General features: G+C 70.7%; 20 protein-coding genes. 13 read left to right on the top strand and 7 right to left on the bottom strand.

The genetic code is table 11. The features are described 5' to 3' along the window. Window positions 1-127 precede the first annotated feature (127 nt). From sepH to ACY34J_RS25510, 3 genes are all read right to left on the bottom strand, one after another. Window positions 128-1,180: a septation protein SepH gene (gene sepH, locus ACY34J_RS25520; protein WP_462728964.1), complete on the bottom strand. Its 1,053-nt coding sequence runs from the start codon at window positions 1,178-1,180 to the stop codon at window positions 128-130. A 375-nt stretch (window positions 1,181-1,555) separates the two neighbouring features. Then, window positions 1,556-2,863 (bottom strand): D-arabinono-1,4-lactone oxidase, encoded by a 1,308-nt coding sequence (locus tag ACY34J_RS25515; protein ID WP_462728963.1) that lies wholly within the window; start codon window positions 2,861-2,863, stop codon window positions 1,556-1,558. After that, window positions 2,835-4,148 (bottom strand): MFS transporter, encoded by a 1,314-nt coding sequence (locus ACY34J_RS25510; RefSeq protein ID WP_462728962.1) that lies wholly within the window; start codon window positions 4,146-4,148, stop codon window positions 2,835-2,837. Before ACY34J_RS25510 ends, ACY34J_RS25515 begins: the two co-directional genes overlap by 29 nt. A gap of 120 nt (window positions 4,149-4,268) precedes the next feature. Here ACY34J_RS25510 and ACY34J_RS25505 point away from each other — a divergent pair, with 120 nt between their 5' ends. After that, the gene (locus ACY34J_RS25505) at window positions 4,269-5,432 is read left to right on the top strand and encodes a ferrochelatase (protein ID WP_462728961.1); all 1,164 of its coding nucleotides are present in this window, start codon (window positions 4,269-4,271) and stop codon (window positions 5,430-5,432) included. After that, on the top strand, window positions 5,429-6,229 hold the full coding sequence (locus tag ACY34J_RS25500) for an inositol monophosphatase family protein (protein ID WP_462728960.1): 801 nt from the start codon (window positions 5,429-5,431) through the stop codon (window positions 6,227-6,229). Before ACY34J_RS25505 ends, ACY34J_RS25500 begins: the two co-directional genes overlap by 4 nt. A 154-nt stretch (window positions 6,230-6,383) precedes the next feature. Here the strand turns inward: ACY34J_RS25500 and ACY34J_RS25495 are convergent, their stop codons facing one another. Beyond that, window positions 6,384-6,554 (bottom strand): hypothetical protein, encoded by a 171-nt coding sequence (locus ACY34J_RS25495; protein WP_462728959.1) that lies wholly within the window; start codon window positions 6,552-6,554, stop codon window positions 6,384-6,386. A gap of 314 nt (window positions 6,555-6,868) precedes the next feature. On the opposite strand from ACY34J_RS25495, the gene ACY34J_RS25490 reads away from it, so the two are divergent. From ACY34J_RS25490 to ACY34J_RS25475, 4 genes are all read left to right on the top strand, one after another. After that, window positions 6,869-7,522: a response regulator transcription factor gene (locus tag ACY34J_RS25490; protein ID WP_462728958.1), complete on the top strand. Its 654-nt coding sequence runs from the start codon at window positions 6,869-6,871 to the stop codon at window positions 7,520-7,522. Between the two features lie 6 nt (window positions 7,523-7,528). Further along, the gene (locus ACY34J_RS25485) at window positions 7,529-8,770 is read left to right on the top strand and encodes a sensor histidine kinase (RefSeq protein WP_462728957.1); all 1,242 of its coding nucleotides are present in this window, start codon (window positions 7,529-7,531) and stop codon (window positions 8,768-8,770) included. A gap of 404 nt (window positions 8,771-9,174) precedes the next feature. After that, window positions 9,175-9,474 carry a DUF4193 domain-containing protein gene (locus ACY34J_RS25480; protein WP_462728956.1) on the top strand — a complete coding sequence of 100 codons (300 nt, stop codon included), beginning with the start codon at window positions 9,175-9,177 and terminating at the stop codon, window positions 9,472-9,474. A 13-nt stretch (window positions 9,475-9,487) separates the two neighbouring features. Continuing rightward, window positions 9,488-10,366 carry a hypothetical protein gene (locus ACY34J_RS25475; RefSeq protein ID WP_462728955.1) on the top strand — a complete coding sequence of 293 codons (879 nt, stop codon included), beginning with the start codon at window positions 9,488-9,490 and terminating at the stop codon, window positions 10,364-10,366. Window positions 10,367-10,413: 47 nt separating this feature from the next. Here ACY34J_RS25475 and ACY34J_RS25470 read toward each other — a convergent pair whose 3' ends face one another. Further along, window positions 10,414-10,857 (bottom strand): DUF3093 domain-containing protein, encoded by a 444-nt coding sequence (locus ACY34J_RS25470; protein ID WP_462728954.1) that lies wholly within the window; start codon window positions 10,855-10,857, stop codon window positions 10,414-10,416. A gap of 59 nt (window positions 10,858-10,916) precedes the next feature. On the opposite strand from ACY34J_RS25470, the gene ACY34J_RS25465 reads away from it, so the two are divergent. From ACY34J_RS25465 to ACY34J_RS25445, 5 genes are all read left to right on the top strand, one after another. Beyond that, entirely contained in the window at window positions 10,917-11,501 is a 585-nt protein-coding gene (locus tag ACY34J_RS25465) for a PaaI family thioesterase (RefSeq protein WP_462728953.1), read from the top strand. Beyond that, window positions 11,498-12,019 carry a dUTP diphosphatase gene (dut, locus tag ACY34J_RS25460; protein ID WP_462728952.1) on the top strand — a complete coding sequence of 174 codons (522 nt, stop codon included), beginning with the start codon at window positions 11,498-11,500 and terminating at the stop codon, window positions 12,017-12,019. The genes ACY34J_RS25465 and dut overlap by 4 nt, the downstream gene beginning before the upstream one ends. Before the next feature lies 1 nt (window position 12,020). Beyond that, entirely contained in the window at window positions 12,021-12,824 is an 804-nt protein-coding gene (locus tag ACY34J_RS25455) for a DUF3710 domain-containing protein (protein WP_462728951.1), read from the top strand. 159 nt (window positions 12,825-12,983) lie between these two features. Beyond that, complete coding sequence (locus ACY34J_RS25450) at window positions 12,984-13,382, top strand: OB-fold nucleic acid binding domain-containing protein (RefSeq protein WP_462728950.1); 399 nt, start codon at window positions 12,984-12,986, stop codon at window positions 13,380-13,382. Between the two features lie 63 nt (window positions 13,383-13,445). Continuing rightward, window positions 13,446-14,156: a DUF3159 domain-containing protein gene (locus ACY34J_RS25445; protein ID WP_462728973.1), complete on the top strand. Its 711-nt coding sequence runs from the start codon at window positions 13,446-13,448 to the stop codon at window positions 14,154-14,156. A 65-nt stretch (window positions 14,157-14,221) separates the two neighbouring features. Here the strand turns inward: ACY34J_RS25445 and ACY34J_RS25440 are convergent, their stop codons facing one another. Together ACY34J_RS25440 and ACY34J_RS25435 are read right to left on the bottom strand one after the other, a co-directional pair. Continuing rightward, window positions 14,222-14,899: a potassium channel family protein gene (locus tag ACY34J_RS25440; protein WP_462728949.1), complete on the bottom strand. Its 678-nt coding sequence runs from the start codon at window positions 14,897-14,899 to the stop codon at window positions 14,222-14,224. Beyond that, entirely contained in the window at window positions 14,896-15,564 is a 669-nt protein-coding gene (locus ACY34J_RS25435; RefSeq protein ID WP_462728948.1) for a potassium channel family protein, read from the bottom strand. The genes ACY34J_RS25440 and ACY34J_RS25435 overlap by 4 nt, the downstream gene beginning before the upstream one ends. A gap of 219 nt (window positions 15,565-15,783) precedes the next feature. Between ACY34J_RS25435 and ACY34J_RS25430 the strand changes: the two genes are divergently transcribed. Next, window positions 15,784-17,871: an APC family permease gene (locus tag ACY34J_RS25430; protein WP_462728947.1), complete on the top strand. Its 2,088-nt coding sequence runs from the start codon at window positions 15,784-15,786 to the stop codon at window positions 17,869-17,871. Window positions 17,872-17,950: 79 nt separating this feature from the next. Further along, window positions 17,951-19,276 carry a class I SAM-dependent RNA methyltransferase gene (locus ACY34J_RS25425; RefSeq protein ID WP_462728946.1) on the top strand — a complete coding sequence of 442 codons (1,326 nt, stop codon included), beginning with the start codon at window positions 17,951-17,953 and terminating at the stop codon, window positions 19,274-19,276. The last annotated feature ends 194 nt before the right edge of the window (window positions 19,277-19,470 follow it).

The raw sequence follows: 19,470 nt of genomic DNA, 5'->3' as shown, positions 1-19,470 counted from the left end.
CCGCGCCACGGCAATCGAGCCGCGGCGCGGGCCTTGGCGTTTACGGAAGGCGGAAGTCGCCCACACGGACAGCGCTCCGCGCATGGCGCGGAGCGCTGGCTGCCGTCGTGGAGGCGCGTGGAGCGCGCTACTCCTGCTTCTTACGGCGAGTGCCGAAGACGATCTCGTCCCAGCTGGGCACGGCGGCGCGGCGGCCGGGCCGTACGCCGTCCGCCTCCGCCTGACGGTCCGTCGTGCCGACCAGCCGGTCGCGGTGACCGCCCACCGTCCGGGGCATGAGCACATCCGCGTAGGCGGAACCCGCGCTCGCCGCAGCCGGCGGGGCGGGCTCGGCCCCGGCCTCCGTCTCCTCGGCCGGCTCATCGCTCGGCTGCGCCGACGACGCCGAGTCCGGCACCACCATGTCACCCCGGAAGCTCGGCACCGCCTCCAGCAGGCTGGTCAGCGAGTCCCGGCCTTCGTCGCTGCCGTCCTGGTCCCGCGAGGGACCGGAAACGGACCGGTCCGACTGGTTCGGCCGGTCGCGCGGAAGCCGCGCGATCCGAGGAACGAACGGGAAGCTCGGCTCCGGCGTGTCGTCCGTGTCACCGATCAGCGCCCGCGCCTCGTCATCCACGGCCTGAACAAGGCGCCGCGGCGGGTCGTACGTCCAGCTCGCCGAGTGCGGTTCGCCCGCGACCCGGTAGGCCAAGAGCACTTCCCACGTGCCGTCGTCGCGCCGCCACGAGTCCCACTGCACGCTGTCCTTCTCGACACCGCGCAGCAGCAGTCGCTCCGACACCGCCTCACCAAGCTGCGGACCAGTGTTCTCGCCAGGCCGGCGTACGGGCGTTTTACGTGCCCGCTCGGCCATGAAGGCGCGTTCGGCGAGGACAGGCCCCTCGAAGCGCCGCACTCTGTCGACGGGGATGCCCGCGAGCTGGGCGACTTCCTCAGCGGTGGCGCCGGCTCGTATGCGGGCCTGGATGTCCCGGGGGCGAAGCTGGCTCTCGACCTCGATCTCGATCTGGCCGAGCCGGGCCCGGTCGTTGCGCACCGCGGCGCGCAGCCGTTCGTCAATCGGAAGCGTGTACTCCGTGCTGTCCGCAGCCTTGAGCACCAGCCGTGTGCCGTCGTTGCTGACGGCCACGACACGCAGTTCGGGCATGGGGACCTCCCGGGTGGTGCCTGCCGACGTCACGTGCGTCGCTGCTTCCGCTAGACGAGTGTGGCCTGTCCGGGTGCAGCCTGCCACAACATTGCCGAGTTGCCTGGCGTGTCGGGCATGCACCCGGATCCGCCGTTATGACACGGTTACCTATTCGCAACTCTCAGTGACCGTGTCGGTCGCCCTGTGCCCTCTGTCCGCGCCCTGCTGCGGCTCCGCCGGTCCGAGTGCCGCCTTCCGGCCCCCTCCGGTAGGTCCGGGCGGCCGGACGCGAAACCGGAGCCAGGGCTCGCCACAGTACTCCATTTGGGCCACCCGGGTGGACCGCCGCGCCGCCGAAGTTCACGAAACCGCTGCACAGATGGGCGCCCGACCGCCCGATGGGCGCCTCTGTGCGGTGAACGTCCGTCAGTCGCCCAAGATACGCCGAAGGTATGCATTGTCGAAGAGCCGCTGAGGGTCGAGCCGTGCCCGCAATGCGAGGAACTCCTCGAAGCGCGGGTAGACCCCGGCCAGATACGCAGCGTCACGGCTGTGCAGCTTGCCCCAGTGGGGCCGTCCGCCGTGTGCGGTCATGATGTGCTCGACGGCGGTGAAGTACCCCTGGTCGGGCGTGCCCCGGTACAGATGTACGGCGATGTAGGCGGTCTCCCGGCCGGACGCGGTCGACAGCGGGATGTCGTCGGCCGGGGCGATCCGTACCTCGACCGGGAAGCTGACGCGGAAGTCCGAACCCTCCACCATGGCCTTGAGTTCACGCAGCGCCGTCACCGCGGCCTCCCGCGGAACGGCGTACTCCATCTCCATGAAGCGGACGCGTCGCGGGCTGGTGAAGACCTGGTAGGGAATGTCGGTGTACGTACGGGCCGACAGGGCGCGGCTGGTGACCCTGGCGACGCCGGGGATGGTCGCGGGCATGGCCCGGCCCAGTGAACAGGCGAGCTGGAAGGCGCCGTTGGACAGCAGCTCGTCCTCGATCCAGCCGCTGATCCGCCCCACTGGGGCCGCCGGGCCCGCGCTGCGGTTGTTCCGCTTGGTGTTGCAGTTGGTGGTGTGCGGGAACCAGTAGAACTCGAAGTGCTCGTTCTCGCCCGCCATCTGGTCGAACTCTGCCATCACCCGGTCAAAGGACATGGGTTCCTCACGGGCCGTCAGCAAAAAGACGGGCTCCACGGCGAAGGTGATGGATGTGGCCACGCCGAGCGCGCCAAGCCCGAGCCGGGCGGCCGCGAAGACCTCCGGGTTCTCCTTGTCCGAGCACTTCAGCACCGAGCCGTCGGCCGTGACCAGCTCAAGTGCCCTGATCTGGGCGGCGATGGAGGCCGAGTCCCGGCCGGTGCCGTGGGTGCCGGTGCTGGTCGCCCCGGCCACGGTCTGCTCCATGATGTCGCCCATGTTCGTCAGCGACAGGCCCTCGGCAGCCAAGGCCTGATTCAGCTGCTTCAGGGGTGTGCCGGCCGCGACCGTCACCGTGCCGGCGGCGCGGTCGATCGACTGGATCCCGGTGAGCCGCTCGGGGCGCAGCAGCACTCCGTCTGTGGCGGCCGTGGGCGTGAAGGAGTGCCCGGTGCCCACCGGCTTCACCGTCAACCCGTCCTCCGCCGCCGTCCGTACGATCCGCACCACCTCTTCGGTGCAGGACGGCGCGGCGGTGCGGGCCGGGCGGGCGGTCACATTCCCGGCCCAGTTACGCCAGGTGCTGCTGTTCTCCTTCACGTGCCCCGATCCCTCCCCTAGCCGACGGCATGGGTGATGTCACCCGCGCCCGGTCCAGCGCGCTCGCCTCCGGGTACTCGGCGCGCCCTTCGGTTCGTTCGTGTGCCGGCTGCCGGAGCCGGCGGTACCCCAGGAACGCCACCGCGGCCGCGAGCGCTCCGGCCGCGGCCGGCACCGCGTACCCGGCGCGGGCCCCGGCGGCGTCGACCACCCAGCCCGCGGCCGACGAACCGAGCGCCACCCCGACCGCGAGCCCGGTGCTCGTCCACGTCATGCCCTCGGTCAGCTTCGCGCGCGGTACGTGCTGTTCGATCAGGGCCATGGTGGTCACCATGGTCGGTGCCACCGACAGGCCCGCGACACAGAGCGCCACGGCCAGGAACGGCAGGCTACTGGCCAGTTGGAGGGGGATCATACTCACGGCCATCGCACATACGCCCAGCAACCACCTGCGAGCGGCCGGGCCGGTGAGATGGAGCAGCCCGAAGACCGCGCCCGCGAGGCACGAACCCAGGGCGTACACCGCCAGCACCAGGCTCGCCGCCGCCTTGTGGCCCTCTTCCTCGGCGAAGGCCACCGTCACCACGTCCACCGCGCCGAAGATCGCGCCGGTCGCCACAAAGGTGGCCACCAGGACCTGCAGGCCGCCCGAGCGCAGCGCCGAGCCCCTGGTGTGGTGCTCACGCGGGTGCGGTACGGGCTCGGTGGCCCGCTGGGCGGTGAGCCAGAAGACGCCGAAGGCCAGAAAGCAGGCGGCGAGCAGCGGACCGGCCGCCGGGAACCAGGCTGTGGAGAGCCCGATGGACAGGATCGGCCCGACGATGAAGCACACCTCGTCGACGGTGGACTCCCACGAGTACGCGGTGTGCAGCTCGCGCGGCGCGCCCCTGTGGATCGCCGCCCAGCGGGCCCTGACCATGGAGCCGACGCTGGGCACACAGCCGGCGCAGCACGCGAAGACGAACAGCGTCCAGTCCGGCCACCGCCGCTGGGCGCACACCAGCAGCCCGGCCACCGCGGCGATGGAGACCAGGGTGGCCGGGCGCAGCACCCGGCGCTGGCCGTAGCGGTCGACCAGCCGGGAAATCTGCGGACCGATGACGGCGGCCGAGAGGGCGAGGGTCGCGGACAGCGCTCCGGCGAGCCCGTACCGGCCCGTGAGCTGGGAGATCATCGTGACGATGCCGATGCCCAGCATCGACAGCGGCATCCGCCCGAGAAAGCCCGCCGCGGAGAAACCCTTGGTGCCGGGGACGGCGAAGATCGCGCGATAGGGACTGGGCAAGGGTGGGCTCCGCCGGGCTGGGATGGGTAAGGAATGTCACGGCCGATACAGCTTACGGGCGCTGGGGTCCGGCGGCCCGCGGTTTTCCGGGCGGCAATCCCGGGTGGCAGGATCGGGGACATGCCCGATCAGCCGGCCCACGCTCCGTACGACGCCCTGCTGCTTCTGTCCTTCGGCGGCCCCGAGGGACCGGACGATGTCGTGCCGTTCCTGGAGAACGTCACCCGCGGCCGCGGCATCCCCCGCGAGCGGCTGAAGGAAGTGGGGCAGCACTACTTTCTCTTCGGCGGCGTCAGCCCGATCAACGACCAGAACCGCGAGCTGCTGGCCGCCCTGCGCAAGGACTTCGCCGAGCACGGCCTGGACCTGCCGGTCTACTGGGGCAACCGGAACTGGGCGCCGTACCTGACCGACACCCTGCGCGAGATGGTCCAGGACGGGCGGCGCCGCATCCTGGTCCTCGCCACCAGCGCGTACGCCTCCTACTCGGGCTGCCGCCAGTACCGCGAGAACCTCGCGGACGCGCTCGCCGCACTGGAGACGGAACTGGGGGCTGAGGGATTGCCGCTGCCCCGGGTGGACAAGCTCCGGCACTACTTCAACCACCCAGGGTTCGTCCAGCCCATGGTCGACGCCACGCTCGCCGCGCTCGCCGAGCTGCCCCAGTCCGTACGGGCCGGCGCCCACCTGGCCTTCACCACGCACTCCATCCCGACCGCGGCCGCGGACACCTCCGGGCCGGCCGAGGCGCACGGCGACGGCGGGGCGTACGTGGCCCAGCACCTGGACGTGGCCCGGCAGATCGCCCAGGCGGTGCGCGCGGAAACCGGCGAGGAGCACCCCTGGCGGCTCGTCTACCAGTCGCGCAGCGGCGCCCCGCACATCCCGTGGCTGGAGCCGGACATCTGTGACCACCTCGAGGAGCTGCACGGCACCGGCGTGCCCGCCGTCGTGATGGTCCCCATCGGTTTCGTCTCGGACCACATGGAGGTCAAGTACGACCTCGACACCGAGGCGGTGGCGAAGGCCGAGGAGCTGGGGCTGCCGGTGAGCCGCGCCGCCACCGTTGGAGCCGACCCGCGCTTCGTGGCAGGGATCCGCGATCTTGTGCTGGAGCGTGCGGCGGTTGAGCAGGGGCGCGCGGTGGAGCGCTGCGCGCTGGGGGCACTCGGCCCGAGTCACGATCTGTGTCCCGTGGGCTGCTGCCCCACCCGGGCACCCCGGCCCGCGGCCGCGGGCGCCGACAGCCCGTACGAATCCCAGCCTGCGCAAGGAGCACTGTGACCGACTCTCTCAAGGACGAACTGCTGACCGTCGCGCTGGACGCCGCCCGCAGGGCAGGCGCTCTGCTGCGCGACGGCCGCCCCGCCGACCTCGGCGTCGCCGCCACCAAGACCAGCGCGATCGACGTCGTGACGGAGATGGACCTCGCCTCCGAGAAGCTCATCACCGGCTTTCTCGCCGAGCAGCGGCCGGAGGACGGCGTTCTGGGCGAGGAGGGCGCGAGCACCGAGGGCAGCAGCGGGGTTCGCTGGGTCATCGACCCCATCGACGGCACGGTCAACTATCTGTACGGCCTGCCCGCCTGGGGAGTGAGCATCGCCGTCGAGGTCGACGGCGAGACGGTTGTCGGAGTGGTGGAGATCCCGGAGCGGGGGGAGACGTTCCACGCGGTGCTCGGCGGGGGCGCGTACCTCGGCGAGAAGCGCATACGGTGCCGCCGCGCGCCCCAGCTGGACCAGGCGCTCATTGCCACGGGCTTCGGCTACGTCGCCGAGCGCCGAGCCGCCCAGGCCGAGGTGCTGCGCAGCGTGCTGCCGAAGGTGCGGGACATCCGGCGGGGCGGATCGGCCGCCATCGACCTGTGCGATGTGGCCTGCGGCCGGCTGGACGGCTACTACGAGCGCGGGCTGAACCCGTGGGACTTCGCGGCCGGCGAGCTGATCGCCCGCGAGGCGGGAGCGCTCACCGGCAGCCGGCCAGGGCAGCCCCTGTCCGGCGAGCTCGCGGTCGCCGGCGCCCCCGGCCTCTTCGAGCCGCTCCAGCGGCTGCTGGACGACCTGGGCGCCTGGCACGACTGACCCACGACCACTGGCGCGACTGACCCAGGCGAATACGACAGCGCCCCCGCACCACTGTGATGCGGGGGCGCTGAATTCTCACTCGCCTCCGGGCGGAACGGTCAGACCCCGGCCCTTCGGCTTGCGTGGCGAGCTACGTCGCCGACCGGGGTGGTCAGGTCAGAGCGCCGATCTCCACGCCGTGCTCAGCGGCCAGGCGGTGCAGATCGTCCAGCTCCGCCTGTTCCATCTCGGCGAGGAAGTCGTCGCCCGACTCGCGAGCGCGCGTGAGGTCGGACTCGGTGGTTCGTATGCGTTGCAGAAGACCTGCGGTGAACGCGTCCATTGCGCCCCCTCGTCGTGGGTTGGTGGCACGGGTGTGCCGACGGCGGGTGACCACGCCCAACTCCCTGCGGGGGACAGCAAGGAGCGACGTGCCGTCGCACGGCGTGGTCTTGGGTGTGCAAACTGTCCTCCCCTCCCGTTAGCTCAGAGAAACCTCAAGAACCGGGGAATCCTGAATTTCCTTGCCTCTCCAGGTCGGGGCGGGGTCCGGCAGACCCCGCTTACCGCCGGTTTATGAGCGTTCGAGGCAGGATGGAGAGACTCACCGAAGAACATCCGGCCTGCTCGCAGGCCCTCAGGGAAGGAAACAGCGCCGTGCGCGTACTCGTCGTCGAGGACGAGCAGCTGCTCGCCGATGCGGTGGCCACCGGTCTGCGCCGGGAGGCCATGGCCGTCGACGTGGTGTACGACGGCTCCGCCGCCCTGGAGCGCGTCGAGGTCAACGACTACGACGTCGTCGTTCTCGACCGGGACCTGCCGCTCGTCCACGGCGATGATGTGTGCCGCAAGCTCGTGGAGCTCGGACTGCCCACCCGGGTCCTGATGCTCACCGCCTCCGGGGATGTCAGCGACCGCGTGGAAGGCCTGGAGCTCGGCGCGGACGACTACCTGCCCAAGCCCTTCGCCTTCAGCGAGCTCACCGCGCGCGTCCGGGCCCTGGGACGCCGTACGACCGTCGCCCTGCCGCCGGTCCTGGAGCGCGCCGGGATCAAGCTGGACCCCAACCGGCGCGAGGTGTTCCGGGACGGCAAGGAGGTGCAGCTGGCGCCGAAGGAGTTCGCGGTGCTGGAGGTGCTGATGCGCAGTGACGGTGCCGTGGTCTCGGCCGAGCAGCTGCTCGAGAAGGCCTGGGACGAGAACACCGACCCCTTCACCAACGTGGTGCGGGTCACCGTCATGACCCTGCGCCGCAAGCTCGGCGAGCCGCCTGTGATCGTCACGGTCCCCGGCTCCGGCTACCGGATCTGAGGTGCGATGAGCTCCCTGCCAGCACCCCCGGCTGCGCCGCCCAAGCCGACCTGGGACCCCGGGCGCTCCGCCCGCCCCTTCCCGTGGCTGCGTCCCACCATCCGGATACGGCTCACGCTGCTGTACGGCGGCATGTTCCTGATCGCGGGAATCCTGCTGCTGTCGATCATCTATCTGCTGGCCGCGCAGGCCCTGGACGTGGGCAACCAGCCGCTGTTCAAGCTGCTTCCCGGCAGTCAGGTCCAGCTGACCAGCAACGCCTGCCCCGGTCTGGTCCCCGGCCTGTCGGCCAACGAGGCCAACGTCATCCTCGACGCCTGCATGGACCGCCAGCGCCAGGAGGCCCTCGACTCGCTGTTGCGCCGGTCGCTGCTCGCCTTGCTGGGCCTGAGCGTCGTCGCCTTCGCCTTCGGCTACGCCATGGCCGGCCGGGTCCTCTCGCCGCTCGGGCGGATCACGCGTACGGCCCGTATGGTCGCCGGCTCCGACCTCTCCCGCCGGATCGAACTGGACGGCCCGGATGACGAGTTGAAGGAGCTCGCGGACACCTTCGACGAGATGCTCGACCGGCTCGACCGCGCCTTCGACGCCCAGCGGCGCTTCGTGGCCAATGCCTCGCACGAGCTGCGCACCCCGCTGGCGATCAACCGGACCCTGCTGGAGGTTCAGCTCGCCGACCCGGGCGCGCCCCCCGAGCTCGCCCAGCTCGGCAAGACGCTGCTGGCCACCAACGAGCGCAGCGAGCAGCTGGTGGAGGGCCTGCTTCTGCTGGCGCGCAGCGAGAACGAGATCGTCGAGCGCAAGCCCGTGGACCTCGCCGAGGTCGCGTCGCAGGCGGTGGACCAGGTACGCGCCGAGGCGCAGGCATCCGGCGTGGAGCTGCGGGGCGAACGGGCGCCGGTGGTCGTCCAGGGCAGCGGGGTCCTGCTGGAGCGGATCGCGCTGAACCTGGTGCAGAATGCCGTGCGCTACAACATCCCGGACGGTTGGGTTGAGGTCACCACGGCGGCCCTGCCTGGTCAGGCCGTGCTCGTGGTGGCGAACACCGGACCGGTGGTCCCCGCGTACGAGCTGGACAACATCTTCGAGCCCTTCCGCAGGCTGCGTACCGAGCGGACCGGCAGCGACAAGGGGGTCGGTCTCGGACTGTCGATCGCACGGTCGGTGGCCCGCGCCCACGGCGGCCGGATCACCGCGGAGCCGAGGGAGGGGGGCGGCCTCGTGATGCGGGTCACTCTGCCCCGCTGAGCTGCCGGTCAGTAGTTCGCTTTGGGCGGAATCGCCGGGATTCTCCGTCGGCTTTTCGAGGCTCGGCGATGGCTCTTCGATGTGTGATCGATCACATGCGCGAATTTTCGGCCATCTACTCTCCGTGATCGGAAAGGTCGCCGAAAAGCCTGGAAAATCCTGGTTTCCGGGGGCGGTGATCACGGGAAGTACACGGGGGTAGCCGCTGTGAGGTGCGGTTTTCGGACCGTGTACCGTCCGATCGCCATCCAACCCGATCACCTCTTCAGGGGGGCGGTTGGGTGTCGATTGAGTAACAGACCTTGATGTGAGGCAAAATCTCCGCCTCAGGTCGGGCACAAGTCCGGCCTCTCACGCGTTACGTGCGCTGGAGACACCGCAGACACCCGGAGGGGGAGAGCGACATGGCAACGGATTACGACACCCCACGCAAGACCGATGACGACCTCAACGAGGACAGCATCGAAGAGCTGAAGGCCCGCCGGAACGACAAGTCGACCTCGACCGTCGACGTCGACGAATTCGAGCAGGCCGAGGGCCTGGAGCTGCCCGGTGCGGACCTCTCCAACGAAGAGCTGTCCGTGCGGGTGCTGCCCCGCCAGGACGACGAGTTCACCTGCATGAGCTGCTTCCTGGTGCACCACCGCAGCCAGCTGGCGGCCGAGAAGAACGGTCAGCCGATCTGCCGCGACTGCGCGGCCTGAGATCCGGTCGGCCGTGGCTGGCTCGACCCCGTCCCGGAAGAACCCCTTCCGGCGGCGAGGCCCCGTAGCGGTGTACAAGAGCGGCACAGCCCCGGAGGAGAGTGCCGAGGCACCCTCCCCCGGACTCGGTCCGGGTGCGCACGACGAGCGAGGCCGCGCGGCCTCGCTCGCGGCAGCGGCCCTGAGCGGCGTCAGAAGGGGGCGTCAAGGCGCGCGCCTGGGACTCTCGGTGATCGCTGACCGGATCATCGAGAACGCCCCGCGGGTCCCGGTGCGGGACCTGGCGACGCTGCGCAGGCAGTTCCCGGGCCTCGGCCCGGAGGAGCTCGCCGACAAGCTGGTGGCGGGGGCCGCCGCAGGCTCGGCGGCCGTCGGCGCGGGGGTCGGCGCCGCCGCGATGCTGCCTGTGCCGCCCGCGATGCCGGCGGAGCTCGCCGCCGAGATCGTCGGCGTCGCCTCAGTCGAGCTGAAGCTCATCGCGGAGCTGCACGAGGTCTACGGCGTCCCGGCGTCGGGCACCCTCACGCAGCGTGCGACCGCGTACCTCACCGCCTGGTCCGACGAGCGCGGTATCGACGTCACCAAGCCGATGACCATCAATGCCGCCCTCGGCGGCCAGATGCGCCGGGAGCTGCGCCAGCGGGTCCTCAGGCGCACCCTGCGGAACATGCCCACCCTGACGCCGTTCCTGATCGGCGCCGCCGTCGGCGCCGTGATGAACCGCCGCGACACCCGTCGGCTCGCGGCGAAGGTCCGCACAGACCTGCGCAAGCGGCAGGTTCCCTGGGACGCTCTGCCGCAGCACCCGCCGACGTGGGAGATCGAGGAGCCGGCCAGCCCCAAGGCCATCCAGCACCACGAAGAGCTGCGGGGGCCGCACGAGTCGCAGTAGCGGCTCCAGCCGCCCCGGCCCCAGCCCGCGAGCCGTAGCCGGCGGCCTCAGTTCCGTACCGCCGCGAGCGCCGCGGCCAGACCCTCCGGATCCCGGGTCGACACATAGACGTACGGCGTCGGATCGGCCGGGTCCGTGACCTCCACCCGCAACGCCGTCGGAATGTAGCTGCGCAGCAGCATGAACGCCCGCGGGTCCGCCTTGTGCCGGCGCCAGGCGAGTGCCTCCGCCTCGTCCAGCACCTCGGCCGCCCCCAGGGCCTCGACCGGAATCCGCGCGTCCCCCGCGACCAGCGAGCCTCCCACCACCCGGATCCGCGCCGAGCCGTACGAACTCACCGCCACCGCGGCCAGCGCGGCCCCGCCGATCAGCCCGCCCAGCATCGGCAGGGCGCCGAGGGGCAGCAGAACCAGTGCCATCGCGAGGCCGACGAGAACCGCGAGCACCCACCAGGAGCGGGGCGCGGTCAGGCGTTCTTCGTAGGACTGCATGGCCACAAGCTTGGCACGGCCGGGCCGCCGTCCCGTCGGCGCCGGTAGGGTCAGCACTCGTGAGTGGACCAACTGCATCGCTGACGCCACCGGAGGACGCTGCTCCGCCGGTGCGACACCCCGACGCCCCCGAGCCCGGAGAGCTCCTGGGGGCGCATTACGACCAGTGCTTCGGCTGCGGCGGGGCCCAGCCGTACGGACTGCACCTCGAAGCACGCGCGGGTGAGGGTGTGAGCGTCACGGCCGAGTTCACCGTCCAGCCCGCCCACCAGGGCGCTCCCGGCCTCGCGCACGGCGGCATCCTGGCAGCGGCCCTGGACGAGACGCTCGGCTCGCTCAACTGGCTGCTGCGAGTGATCGCGGTGACCGGCCGGCTGGAGACCGACTTCGTACGGCCGGTGCCAGTGGGCACGGTGCTGCACCTGGACGCCCATGTGACGGCGGTGCACGGCCGCAAGATCTACAGCACGGCGGTCGGCCGGATATGCGGTCCGGACGGCCCCGTGGCGGCGCGGGCGGATGCGCTCTTCATCGAGGTGAAGGTCGATCACTTCGTCGAGAACGGCCGGCCGGAGGAGATCCAGGCCGCGATGGCGGACCCGGACCAGGTCCGGCGCGCCCGAGCCTTCGAGGTGAACCCGTGAGCGGCGTACGGAACCCCGTCGATGTGTTGATCCGGCGACTGGACCCTGAGGTTCCGATCCCCTCGTACGGGCACCCGGGCGATGCCGGGGCCGATCTCGTCACCACGGAGGCGGCCGAGTTGGCGCCTGGCGAGCGGGCAGTACTGCCGACCGGAGTGTCTGTTGCGCTGCCCGACGGGTACGCGGCCTTCGTGCATCCGCGCTCGGGTCTCGCGGCCCGCTGCGGCGTGGCCCTCGTGAATGCACCCGGGACGGTCGATGCCGGGTACCGTGGGGAGATCAAGGTGATCGTGGTCAATCTGGACCCGCGCGAGAGCGTGCGGTTCGAGCGGTTCGACCGGATCGCCCAACTGATCGTCCAGCAGGTCGAGAGGGTGCGCTTCCACGAGGTGGCGGAGCTTCCCGGCTCCGCGCGGGCCGACGGAGGCTTCGGGTCCACCGGCGGCCACGCCGCTGTGGGCGGCCCCGCTGGGGGAATTGAACTCGCTTCGGTCGATGCCGACCGGGAAGGACAGTGACGTGTTCGGACGTCGTCGCAAGGGACGCGCAGACCGGGACGGCGCAGCCGGCAAGCTGGCCGACGGCGTGAGCCCGGACGCAATCGAGTCGCAGGAGGGCGCGGAGGATGCGGTGGAAGCGGTGGACACGGCAGACGCCGAGCACCACCGGGTGAGCCTGCCGCCGGCGCCGCGCCCCGACGGCCCATGGGACATCTCCGAGGTCCGGGAGCCCGGCGCGGGCCGGGTCGACCTCGGTGGCCTCTTCGTGCCCGGGGTCGAGGGCATGGAGCTGCGGGTGGAGGTCGCGGGTGACGCGATCGTCGCCGCGACGGTCGTGCTGGAGGACAGCGCCGTGCAGCTGCAGGCGTTCGCCGCACCCAAGAAGGAAGGCATCTGGTCCGAGGTGCGCGACGAGATCGCCACCGGCATCACCCAGCAGGGCGGTGTGGTCGACGAGGTCGAGGGACCGCTCGGCTGGGAGCTGCGCGCTCAGGTGCCCGTACAGCTGCCGGACGGGACGAACGGCGTGCAGATGGTGCGCTTCATCGGCGTCGACGGGCCGCGGTGGTTCCTGCGCGGGGTGATCTCCGGGCAGGGCGCGGTGAAGCCGGAGGCCGCGGGGCTGCTGGAGCAGATCTTCAAGGACACGGTCGTGGTGCGGGGCGAGGGGCCGATGGCTCCGCGCGACCCGATCGTGCTGAAGCTGCCGAACGACGCGCAGATGGTGCCCGAGGGCGTGCAGGCCGAGCCGGCCGAAGGCTCCCGCTTCGCGGGTGGCGTCGACCGGCTGCAACGCGGCCCGGAGATCTCCGAGGTGCGCTGACCGCACCAGGCCGCCCGCGGCCTGAACCATTGCTGACAGTGGCCCGTACTTCACGCAGTGCGGGCCACCGACGTATGCGCGCAGCAGCGGCCACCCGTCCCGGGTGGGTTACCGATTCGGGTCGTGATCCCTCGGGGCCGTGACCGGTACGCTGCCTGTATGAGTGCCGAACCCCGCTCCGAGAGGCCGGCCGGCCGCTTCCGCCGGATGCTTGACCGGCTGTCCTCATCCCAGGAGGAGCTGCATGCCGACGAGCTGCAGCAGGACACCGAGGCTGCGGGGTGCACGCGCATCTGCGACTGCCACGACCGGCAGATCGTCAAGGTCGCCGGCACGCTGCGCACGGTGACCCTGCGACCACGGGCCGGTGTGCCCGCGCTGGAGGCCGAGCTGTTCGACGGCTCGGCCGCCCTCGACGTCGTATGGCTCGGCCGGCGCTCCATCGTCGGCATAGAGCCGGGTCGCAAGCTCATCGCATCGGGCCGGATCTCCATCAGCCACGGCCGCCGGGTGCTCTTCAATCCGAAGTACGAACTCCGACCGCTCGGACAGGAGTAGCCGGTGACCTCATCGGAGAAGCCGACTCATACGGACCACCAGGACACCCCGGCGGCTTCGCAGCTGCCGGGTTCGCACGCCGCCCTGGGCAAGGCCGCGGCCGACACCGCGCTGCTGGAGGCGTTCGGCGGGGTACGCGGCATGGTCGACACCACCGTGCCGGGACTGGTCTTCGTCCTGATCTACACCATCAAGCGGGACATTCACCTCGCCGCGATCGCCGCGCTCGGGCTCACGCTGCTGCTCGCCGTCGTACGGCTCGCGCGGCGCGAGACCCTCAAGCACGCCTTCAGCGGGGTCTTCGGGGTAGCCTTCGGCGCGGTCTTCGCGATGATGTCCGGCGACGCGAAGAACTTCTACCTCCCGGGGATGCTCTACACCCTCGGGCTCGCGGTCGTGTACATCCTCTCGACGCTCTTCCGCTACCCGCTGATCGGCGTGCTGCTCGGGCCGATGCTCAGGGAGAACCTCTCCTGGCGCACGCGCAACCCGGGCCGCTTCCGGGCGTACACCAAGGCGACCTGGGCATGGGGGATCATCCTGCTCGGCAAGTCGGCGATCCTCTTCCCGCTGTACTGGTGGGGCGATGCCACTCAGCTCGGCTGGGTCAAGGTCTCGCTGGGCATCCCGCCGTTCCTGCTCTGCGTGTACCTGACCTGGATCTTCCTGGCCAAGGCGCCGCCGCCGATCGACGTGATCGCGGAGATGGAGGCGGAGGAGGCGGCCGAGAAGGAGCGTGTCCACGCCGCCGCACAGGCGCGGCGCGAGCTGTAACCGCCCGTCGTTGCAGACAAAAGGGCCCCGGGAAGTCCCGGGGCCCTTTCCGTTACCGGCCGGCGTCAGCCCCCGGCGGGCTCGCGCCGGACCGACAGCAGGTCCTCCAGCTGCTCCTCACGCGCCTGCGCCGCGACGAACAGCAGCTCGTCGCCTGCCTCCAGCACGTCCTCGGGGTTCGGCGTGAGCACCCGCGTGCCGCGGATGATCGTCACCAGCGAGGTGTCCTCGGGCCAGTCCACATCGCCCACCCGGGTGCCGGCCAGCGCCGACTCCGGCGGCAGGGTCAGCTCGACGAGGTTGGCGTCGCCGTGGCTGAAGCGCAGCAGCCGTACGAGGTCGCCGACGCTCACCGCCTCCTCCACCAGCGCCGACATCAGCCGCGGCGTGGAGACCGCCACATCGACGCCCCAGGACTCGTTGAACAGCCACTCGTTCTTCGGGTTGTTCACCCGGGCCACGACGCGCGGCACCCCGTACTCCGTCTTTGCCAGCAGCGAGACGACCAGGTTCACCTTGTCGTCGCCGGTCGCGGCGATGACCACGTTGCAGCGCTGCAGCGCGGCCTCGTCCAGCGACGTGATCTCGCAGGCGTCGGCCAGCAGCCACTCGGCCTGCGGCACCCGCTCCACCGAGATGGCGGTCGGCGCCTTGTCGATCAGCAGCACCTCGTGCCCGTTCTCCAGCAGCTCTGCGGCGATGGAGCGGCCCACCGCTCCCGCGCCCGCGATGGCGACCCTCATTGCTGCGCCTCCTCGGGTCCCTGGGCGAACGCCGACTCGACCTTCTCGATCTCGTCGGTGCGCATGATCACGTGCACGAGGTCGCCCTCCTGCAGCACCGTCTGCGAGTCGGGGATCATCGCCTCCCCGAGCCGGGTCAGGAAGGCCACGCGCACGCCCGTCTCCTCCTGCAGTTTGCTGATCTTGTGTCCGACCCACTTCGACGAGGCATGTACCTCGGCGAGCTGCACCGCGCCGCTCGGGTCGCGCCACAGCGGCTCGGCGCCGGAGGGCAGCAGCCGCCGCAGCATCTGGTCGGCCGTCCACCGCACGGTGGCCACGGTCGGGATGCCGAGGCGCTGGTATACCTCGGCGCGGCGCTGGTCGTAGATACGGGCCGCGACGTTCTCGACGCCGAACATCTCGCGGGCCACCCGGGCGGCGATGATGTTCGAGTTGTCGCCGCTGCTGACCGCCGCGAACGCACCGGCCTCCTCGATGCCCGCCTCGCGCAGGGTGTCCTGGTCGAAGCCCACCCCGGTGACGCGGCGGCCGCCGAAGCTGGAGCCGAGGCGGCGGAAGGCGGTCGGGTCCCGGTCGATGACCGCCACGGTGTGCCCCTGCTGCTCGAGAGTCTGCGCGAGCGTGGAGCCCACCCGGCCGCAGCCCATGATCACGATGTGCATGAGGTCTCTACCTCGCACCTTCCCCTAGTGCTCTGACCTGCGCAAACACCGTCTCATCACCTTCCGAGCCGCCGGCGCGGGCGACTGTTGATCTGTACTGTCGCCGGTAACGCTACCCGCCATCGCCCGCTGAGGGCCTACCCCGTGCGGCAGTCCGTATGAGACGGCCCCGGCCGGCGGGTGGGCGGCCGCCATACCAAGCGCTTACGATCCTCTCTCGTGTCCAAACTGACCGACCTCCCTAAACGGATCCTGATCGGCCGAGCGCTGCGCAGTACGCAGTTGGGAGAGACCCTCCTCCCCAAGCGCATCGCGCTTCCCGTCTTCGCCTCCGACCCGCTGTCGTCCGTGGCCTATGCGCCGGGCGAGGTGCTTCTCGTCCTGTCCGTGGCGGGTGCGTCGGCTTACCACTTCAGCCCCTGGATCGCCGTAGCCGTCATCGTGCTGATGTTCACGGTGGTGGCGTCCTATCGGCAGAACGTGCACGCGTACCCGAGCGGTGGTGGCGACTACGAGGTCGCCACCACCAATCTCGGCCCCAAGGCCGGGCTCACCGTCGCCAGCGCACTGCTGGTCGACTACGTGCTCACCGTCGCCGTGTCGATCTCCTCCGGTGTGGAGAACCTCGGCTCAGCCGTCCCGTTCTTCGTCGAGCACAAGGTGCTCTGCGCGATCGGGATCATCGTGCTGCTGACGCTGATGAATCTGCGCGGAGTGAAGGAGTCCGGCAAGCTCTTCGCGATCCCGACGTATGTCTTCGTCGCCGGCGTCTTTTCGATGATCGTCTGGGGCGTGTTCCGCGGTGTCGTCTTCGGCGAGACCATGCAGGCCCCCACCGCGGGCTTCGAGATCAAGGCCGAGCACTCCGGACTGGCGGGCTTCGCGCTCGTCTTCCTCCTGCTGCGCGCCTTCTCCTCCGGCTGTGCGGCGCTCACCGGCGTCGAGGCGATCAGCAACGGCGTGCCCGCCTTCCGCAAGCCCAAGAGCAAGAACGCGGCCACGACGCTCGCGATGATGGGCGCCCTGGCCGTCACCATGTTCTGCGGCATCATCGCCCTCGCGCTCGCCACCGATGTGAAGATGGCCGAGAACCCGGCCCGCGACCTGCTGAAGAACGGCGTACCGGTCGGCGACGGCTACACCCAGAACCCCGTCATCACGCAGGTCGCGGCCGCCGTCTTCGGCAAGGGCACGTTCTTCTTCGTACTCCTGGCCGCCGCCACCGCGCTGGTGCTGTTCCTGGCCGCCAACACCGCGTACAACGGCTTCCCGCTGCTCGGCTCGATCCTCGCCCAGGACCGCTACCTGCCGCGCCAGCTGCACACCCGCGGTGACCGGCTCGCCTTCTCCAACGGCATCGTGCTGCTGGCCGGTGCGGCCGCCGTGCTCGTCTACATCTACGGCGCCGACTCCACCCGCCTCATCCAGCTCTACATCGTCGGCGTGTTCGTCTCCTTCACCCTCAGCCAGATCGGCATGGTCCGGCACTGGAACCGCCATCTCCTCAGCGAGACCGACCCGGCCAAGCGCCGCCTCATGATCCGCTCCCGGGCGATCAACGCGTTCGGCGCGTTCTTCACCGGTCTGGTGCTCGCCGTCGTGCTGGTCACCAAGTTCACGCACGGCGCCTGGGTCGCCCTGCTCGGCATGGTGATCTTCTACGTCACCATGACCTCGATCCGGCGCCACTACGACGCGGTGTCCGACGAATTGGCCGCTGCCGACGAGCCGAGCGACGAGACGGTCCGCCCCTCCCGCGTGCACTCCATCGTGCTGGTCTCCAAGATCCACAAGCCGACGCTGCGCGCCCTGTCGTACGCCAAACTGATGCGCTCCGACACCCTCGAAGCCGTCACCATCAGCGTCGACCCCGCCGAGACCAAGGCGCTGCAGGCCGAGTGGACCGAGCGCGGCATAGACGTACCGCTGAAGGTCCTCGACTCGCCCTACCGCGAGATCACCCGGCCGATCATCGACTACGTCAAGGGCCTGCGCCGCAACAGCCCGCGCCACGTCGTCAGCGTCTACATCCCGGAGTACGTGGTCGGCCACTGGTACGAGCAGCTGCTGCACAACCAGAGCGCGCTGCGGCTCAAGGGCCGGCTGCTGTTCACCCCGGGCGTCATGGTCACCTCCGTTCCCTGGCAGCTGGACTCCTCCGAGCTGGCCAAGCAGCGGGCCAAGAAGCGGGCCGAATGGGCCGCACCGGGCTCGGTGCGCCGCGGCCCGGTTGCCGCGCCGCCCGCGCAGCGCGATGGCAAGGACACGGCCTCGGTGACCCGCAAGGCGGGCGTGGACCGTATGTAAAGCCGGTGGGGGCGGGGGACGTAGACTGGACGGCTGCGGTCCGCCCCCCCACCCCCACCAGCTCAGGAGTACTTCCCTCGTGACAACAGAACCCGCATCGCTGGTCGGCGAGGAGTACGAGGTCGAGGTCGGGCCCGTCGCGCACGGCGGGCACTGCATCGCGCGTACGCCTGCGGGCCGGGTGCTGTTCATACGGCACGCGCTCCCCGGCGAGCGGGTCGTCGCCCGGGTGACCGAGGGCCGGGAGGACTCGCGCTACCTGCGGGCCGACGCGGTACGGGTGCTGCAGGCGTCGCCCGACCGGGTCGAGGCGCCTTGCCCGTACGCCGGACCGGGCAAGTGCGGCGGCTGCGACTGGCAGCACGCCGCGCCGGGCGCGCAGCGCCGCCTGAAGGTCGCGGTCATCGCTGAGCAGCTGAGCCGGCTCGCCGGACTCACGCCGCAGGAGGCGGGCTGGGATGGCACGGTGGAGCCCGCGCCCGGCGACAAGGTGCCCAAGGGCGAGGTGCCGGCGTGGCGCACGCGGGTGCAGTACGCGGTGGACGCCGAGGGCCGCGCCGGTCTGCGCCGCCACCGTTCGCACGAGGTCGAGCCGATCGACCACTGCCTCATCGCCGCGCCGGGCGTCAGCGAACTGGGCGTCGAGAAGCGGATCTGGCCGCAGATCGAGTCGATCGAGGCCATCGCCGCCACCGGCTCCCACGACCGGCAGGTGATCCTCACCCCGCGGCCGGGGGGCCGGCTGCCGCTGGTCGAGCTCGACAAGCCGGTGTCGGTGATGCGGGTCGACGAGAAGACGGGGGGCGTGCACCGGGTTCACGGGCGCCCCTTCGTACGGGAACGCGCGGTGGGCCGTACCTGGCGGGTCGGCGCGGGCGGCTTCTGGCAGGTCCACCCGAAGGCGGCGGAGCTGCTGGTCGAAGCGGTGATGCAGGGCCTGATGCCGCGTAGCGGCGACATGGCCCTCGACCTGTACTGCGGCGTGGGGCTCTTCGCCGGCGCGCTGGCCGAACGGGTCGGGGAGCGAGGGGCAGTGCTCGGCATCGAGTCCGGCAAGCGGGCGGTCGAGGACGCGCGGCACAACCTGGCCGACCTGGACCGGGTCCGTATCGAGCACGGCAAGGTCGAACAGGTGCTGCCGCGCACCGGCATCACCGAGGCGGACTTGATCGTTCTGGACCCGCCACGGGCGGGGGCCGGCAAGGCGACGGTCCGTCACCTGGCGTCCCTGGGTGCTCGCCGGATCGCGTACGTGGCCTGCGACCCGGCGGCGCTCGCCCGAGACCTGAAGTACTTCGGCGAGGCGGGTTACGCCCCGCGCCGCCTGCGGGCGTTCGACCTCTTCCCGATGACGCATCATGTGGAGTGCGTTGCCATCCTTGAGCCGGTGGCCAAGGGCTCCTGACCTGCGGTTTCGTGCGTGCGCATTATGTGCGGTGTGGGCGTTACGGGCGATATCTTGACGCCGAAATGACGCTCGTGACGCTCATTTGACGCTCGTTCTGATGGGGTGTCAGGCTGCTTGCCGGGCAGGTTGGGCTTTGCGAGTCGGCGGGACATCAAGTCAGGCACTTGGCAGCTTCAGCCGGGGGCTACGGG

Source organism: Streptomyces sp. HSS9-12 (assembly GCF_054963655.1).
Note: the sequence above shows the minus strand (reverse complement) of the source record. Positions and strands in the feature narration are given on the sequence as shown.

What these genes read in the sequence shown, in the direction of transcription:
- ACY34J_RS25505 (WP_462728961.1), top strand. Translation starts at nt 4,269, where the DNA reads ATGCCCGATCAGCCGGCCCACGCTCCGTACGACGCCCTGCTGCTTCTG.
- ACY34J_RS25495 (WP_462728959.1), bottom strand. Translation starts at nt 6,554, where the DNA reads ATGGACGCGTTCACCGCAGGTCTTCTGCAACGCATACGAACCACCGAG.
- ACY34J_RS25485 (WP_462728957.1), top strand. Translation starts at nt 7,529, where the DNA reads ATGAGCTCCCTGCCAGCACCCCCGGCTGCGCCGCCCAAGCCGACCTGG.
- ACY34J_RS25480 (WP_462728956.1), top strand. Translation starts at nt 9,175, where the DNA reads ATGGCAACGGATTACGACACCCCACGCAAGACCGATGACGACCTCAAC.
- ACY34J_RS25470 (WP_462728954.1), bottom strand. Translation starts at nt 10,857, where the DNA reads ATGCAGTCCTACGAAGAACGCCTGACCGCGCCCCGCTCCTGGTGGGTG.
- ACY34J_RS25450 (WP_462728950.1), top strand. Translation starts at nt 12,984, where the DNA reads ATGAGTGCCGAACCCCGCTCCGAGAGGCCGGCCGGCCGCTTCCGCCGG.
- ACY34J_RS25440 (WP_462728949.1), bottom strand. Translation starts at nt 14,899, where the DNA reads ATGAGGGTCGCCATCGCGGGCGCGGGAGCGGTGGGCCGCTCCATCGCC.
- ACY34J_RS25435 (WP_462728948.1), bottom strand. Translation starts at nt 15,564, where the DNA reads ATGCACATCGTGATCATGGGCTGCGGCCGGGTGGGCTCCACGCTCGCG.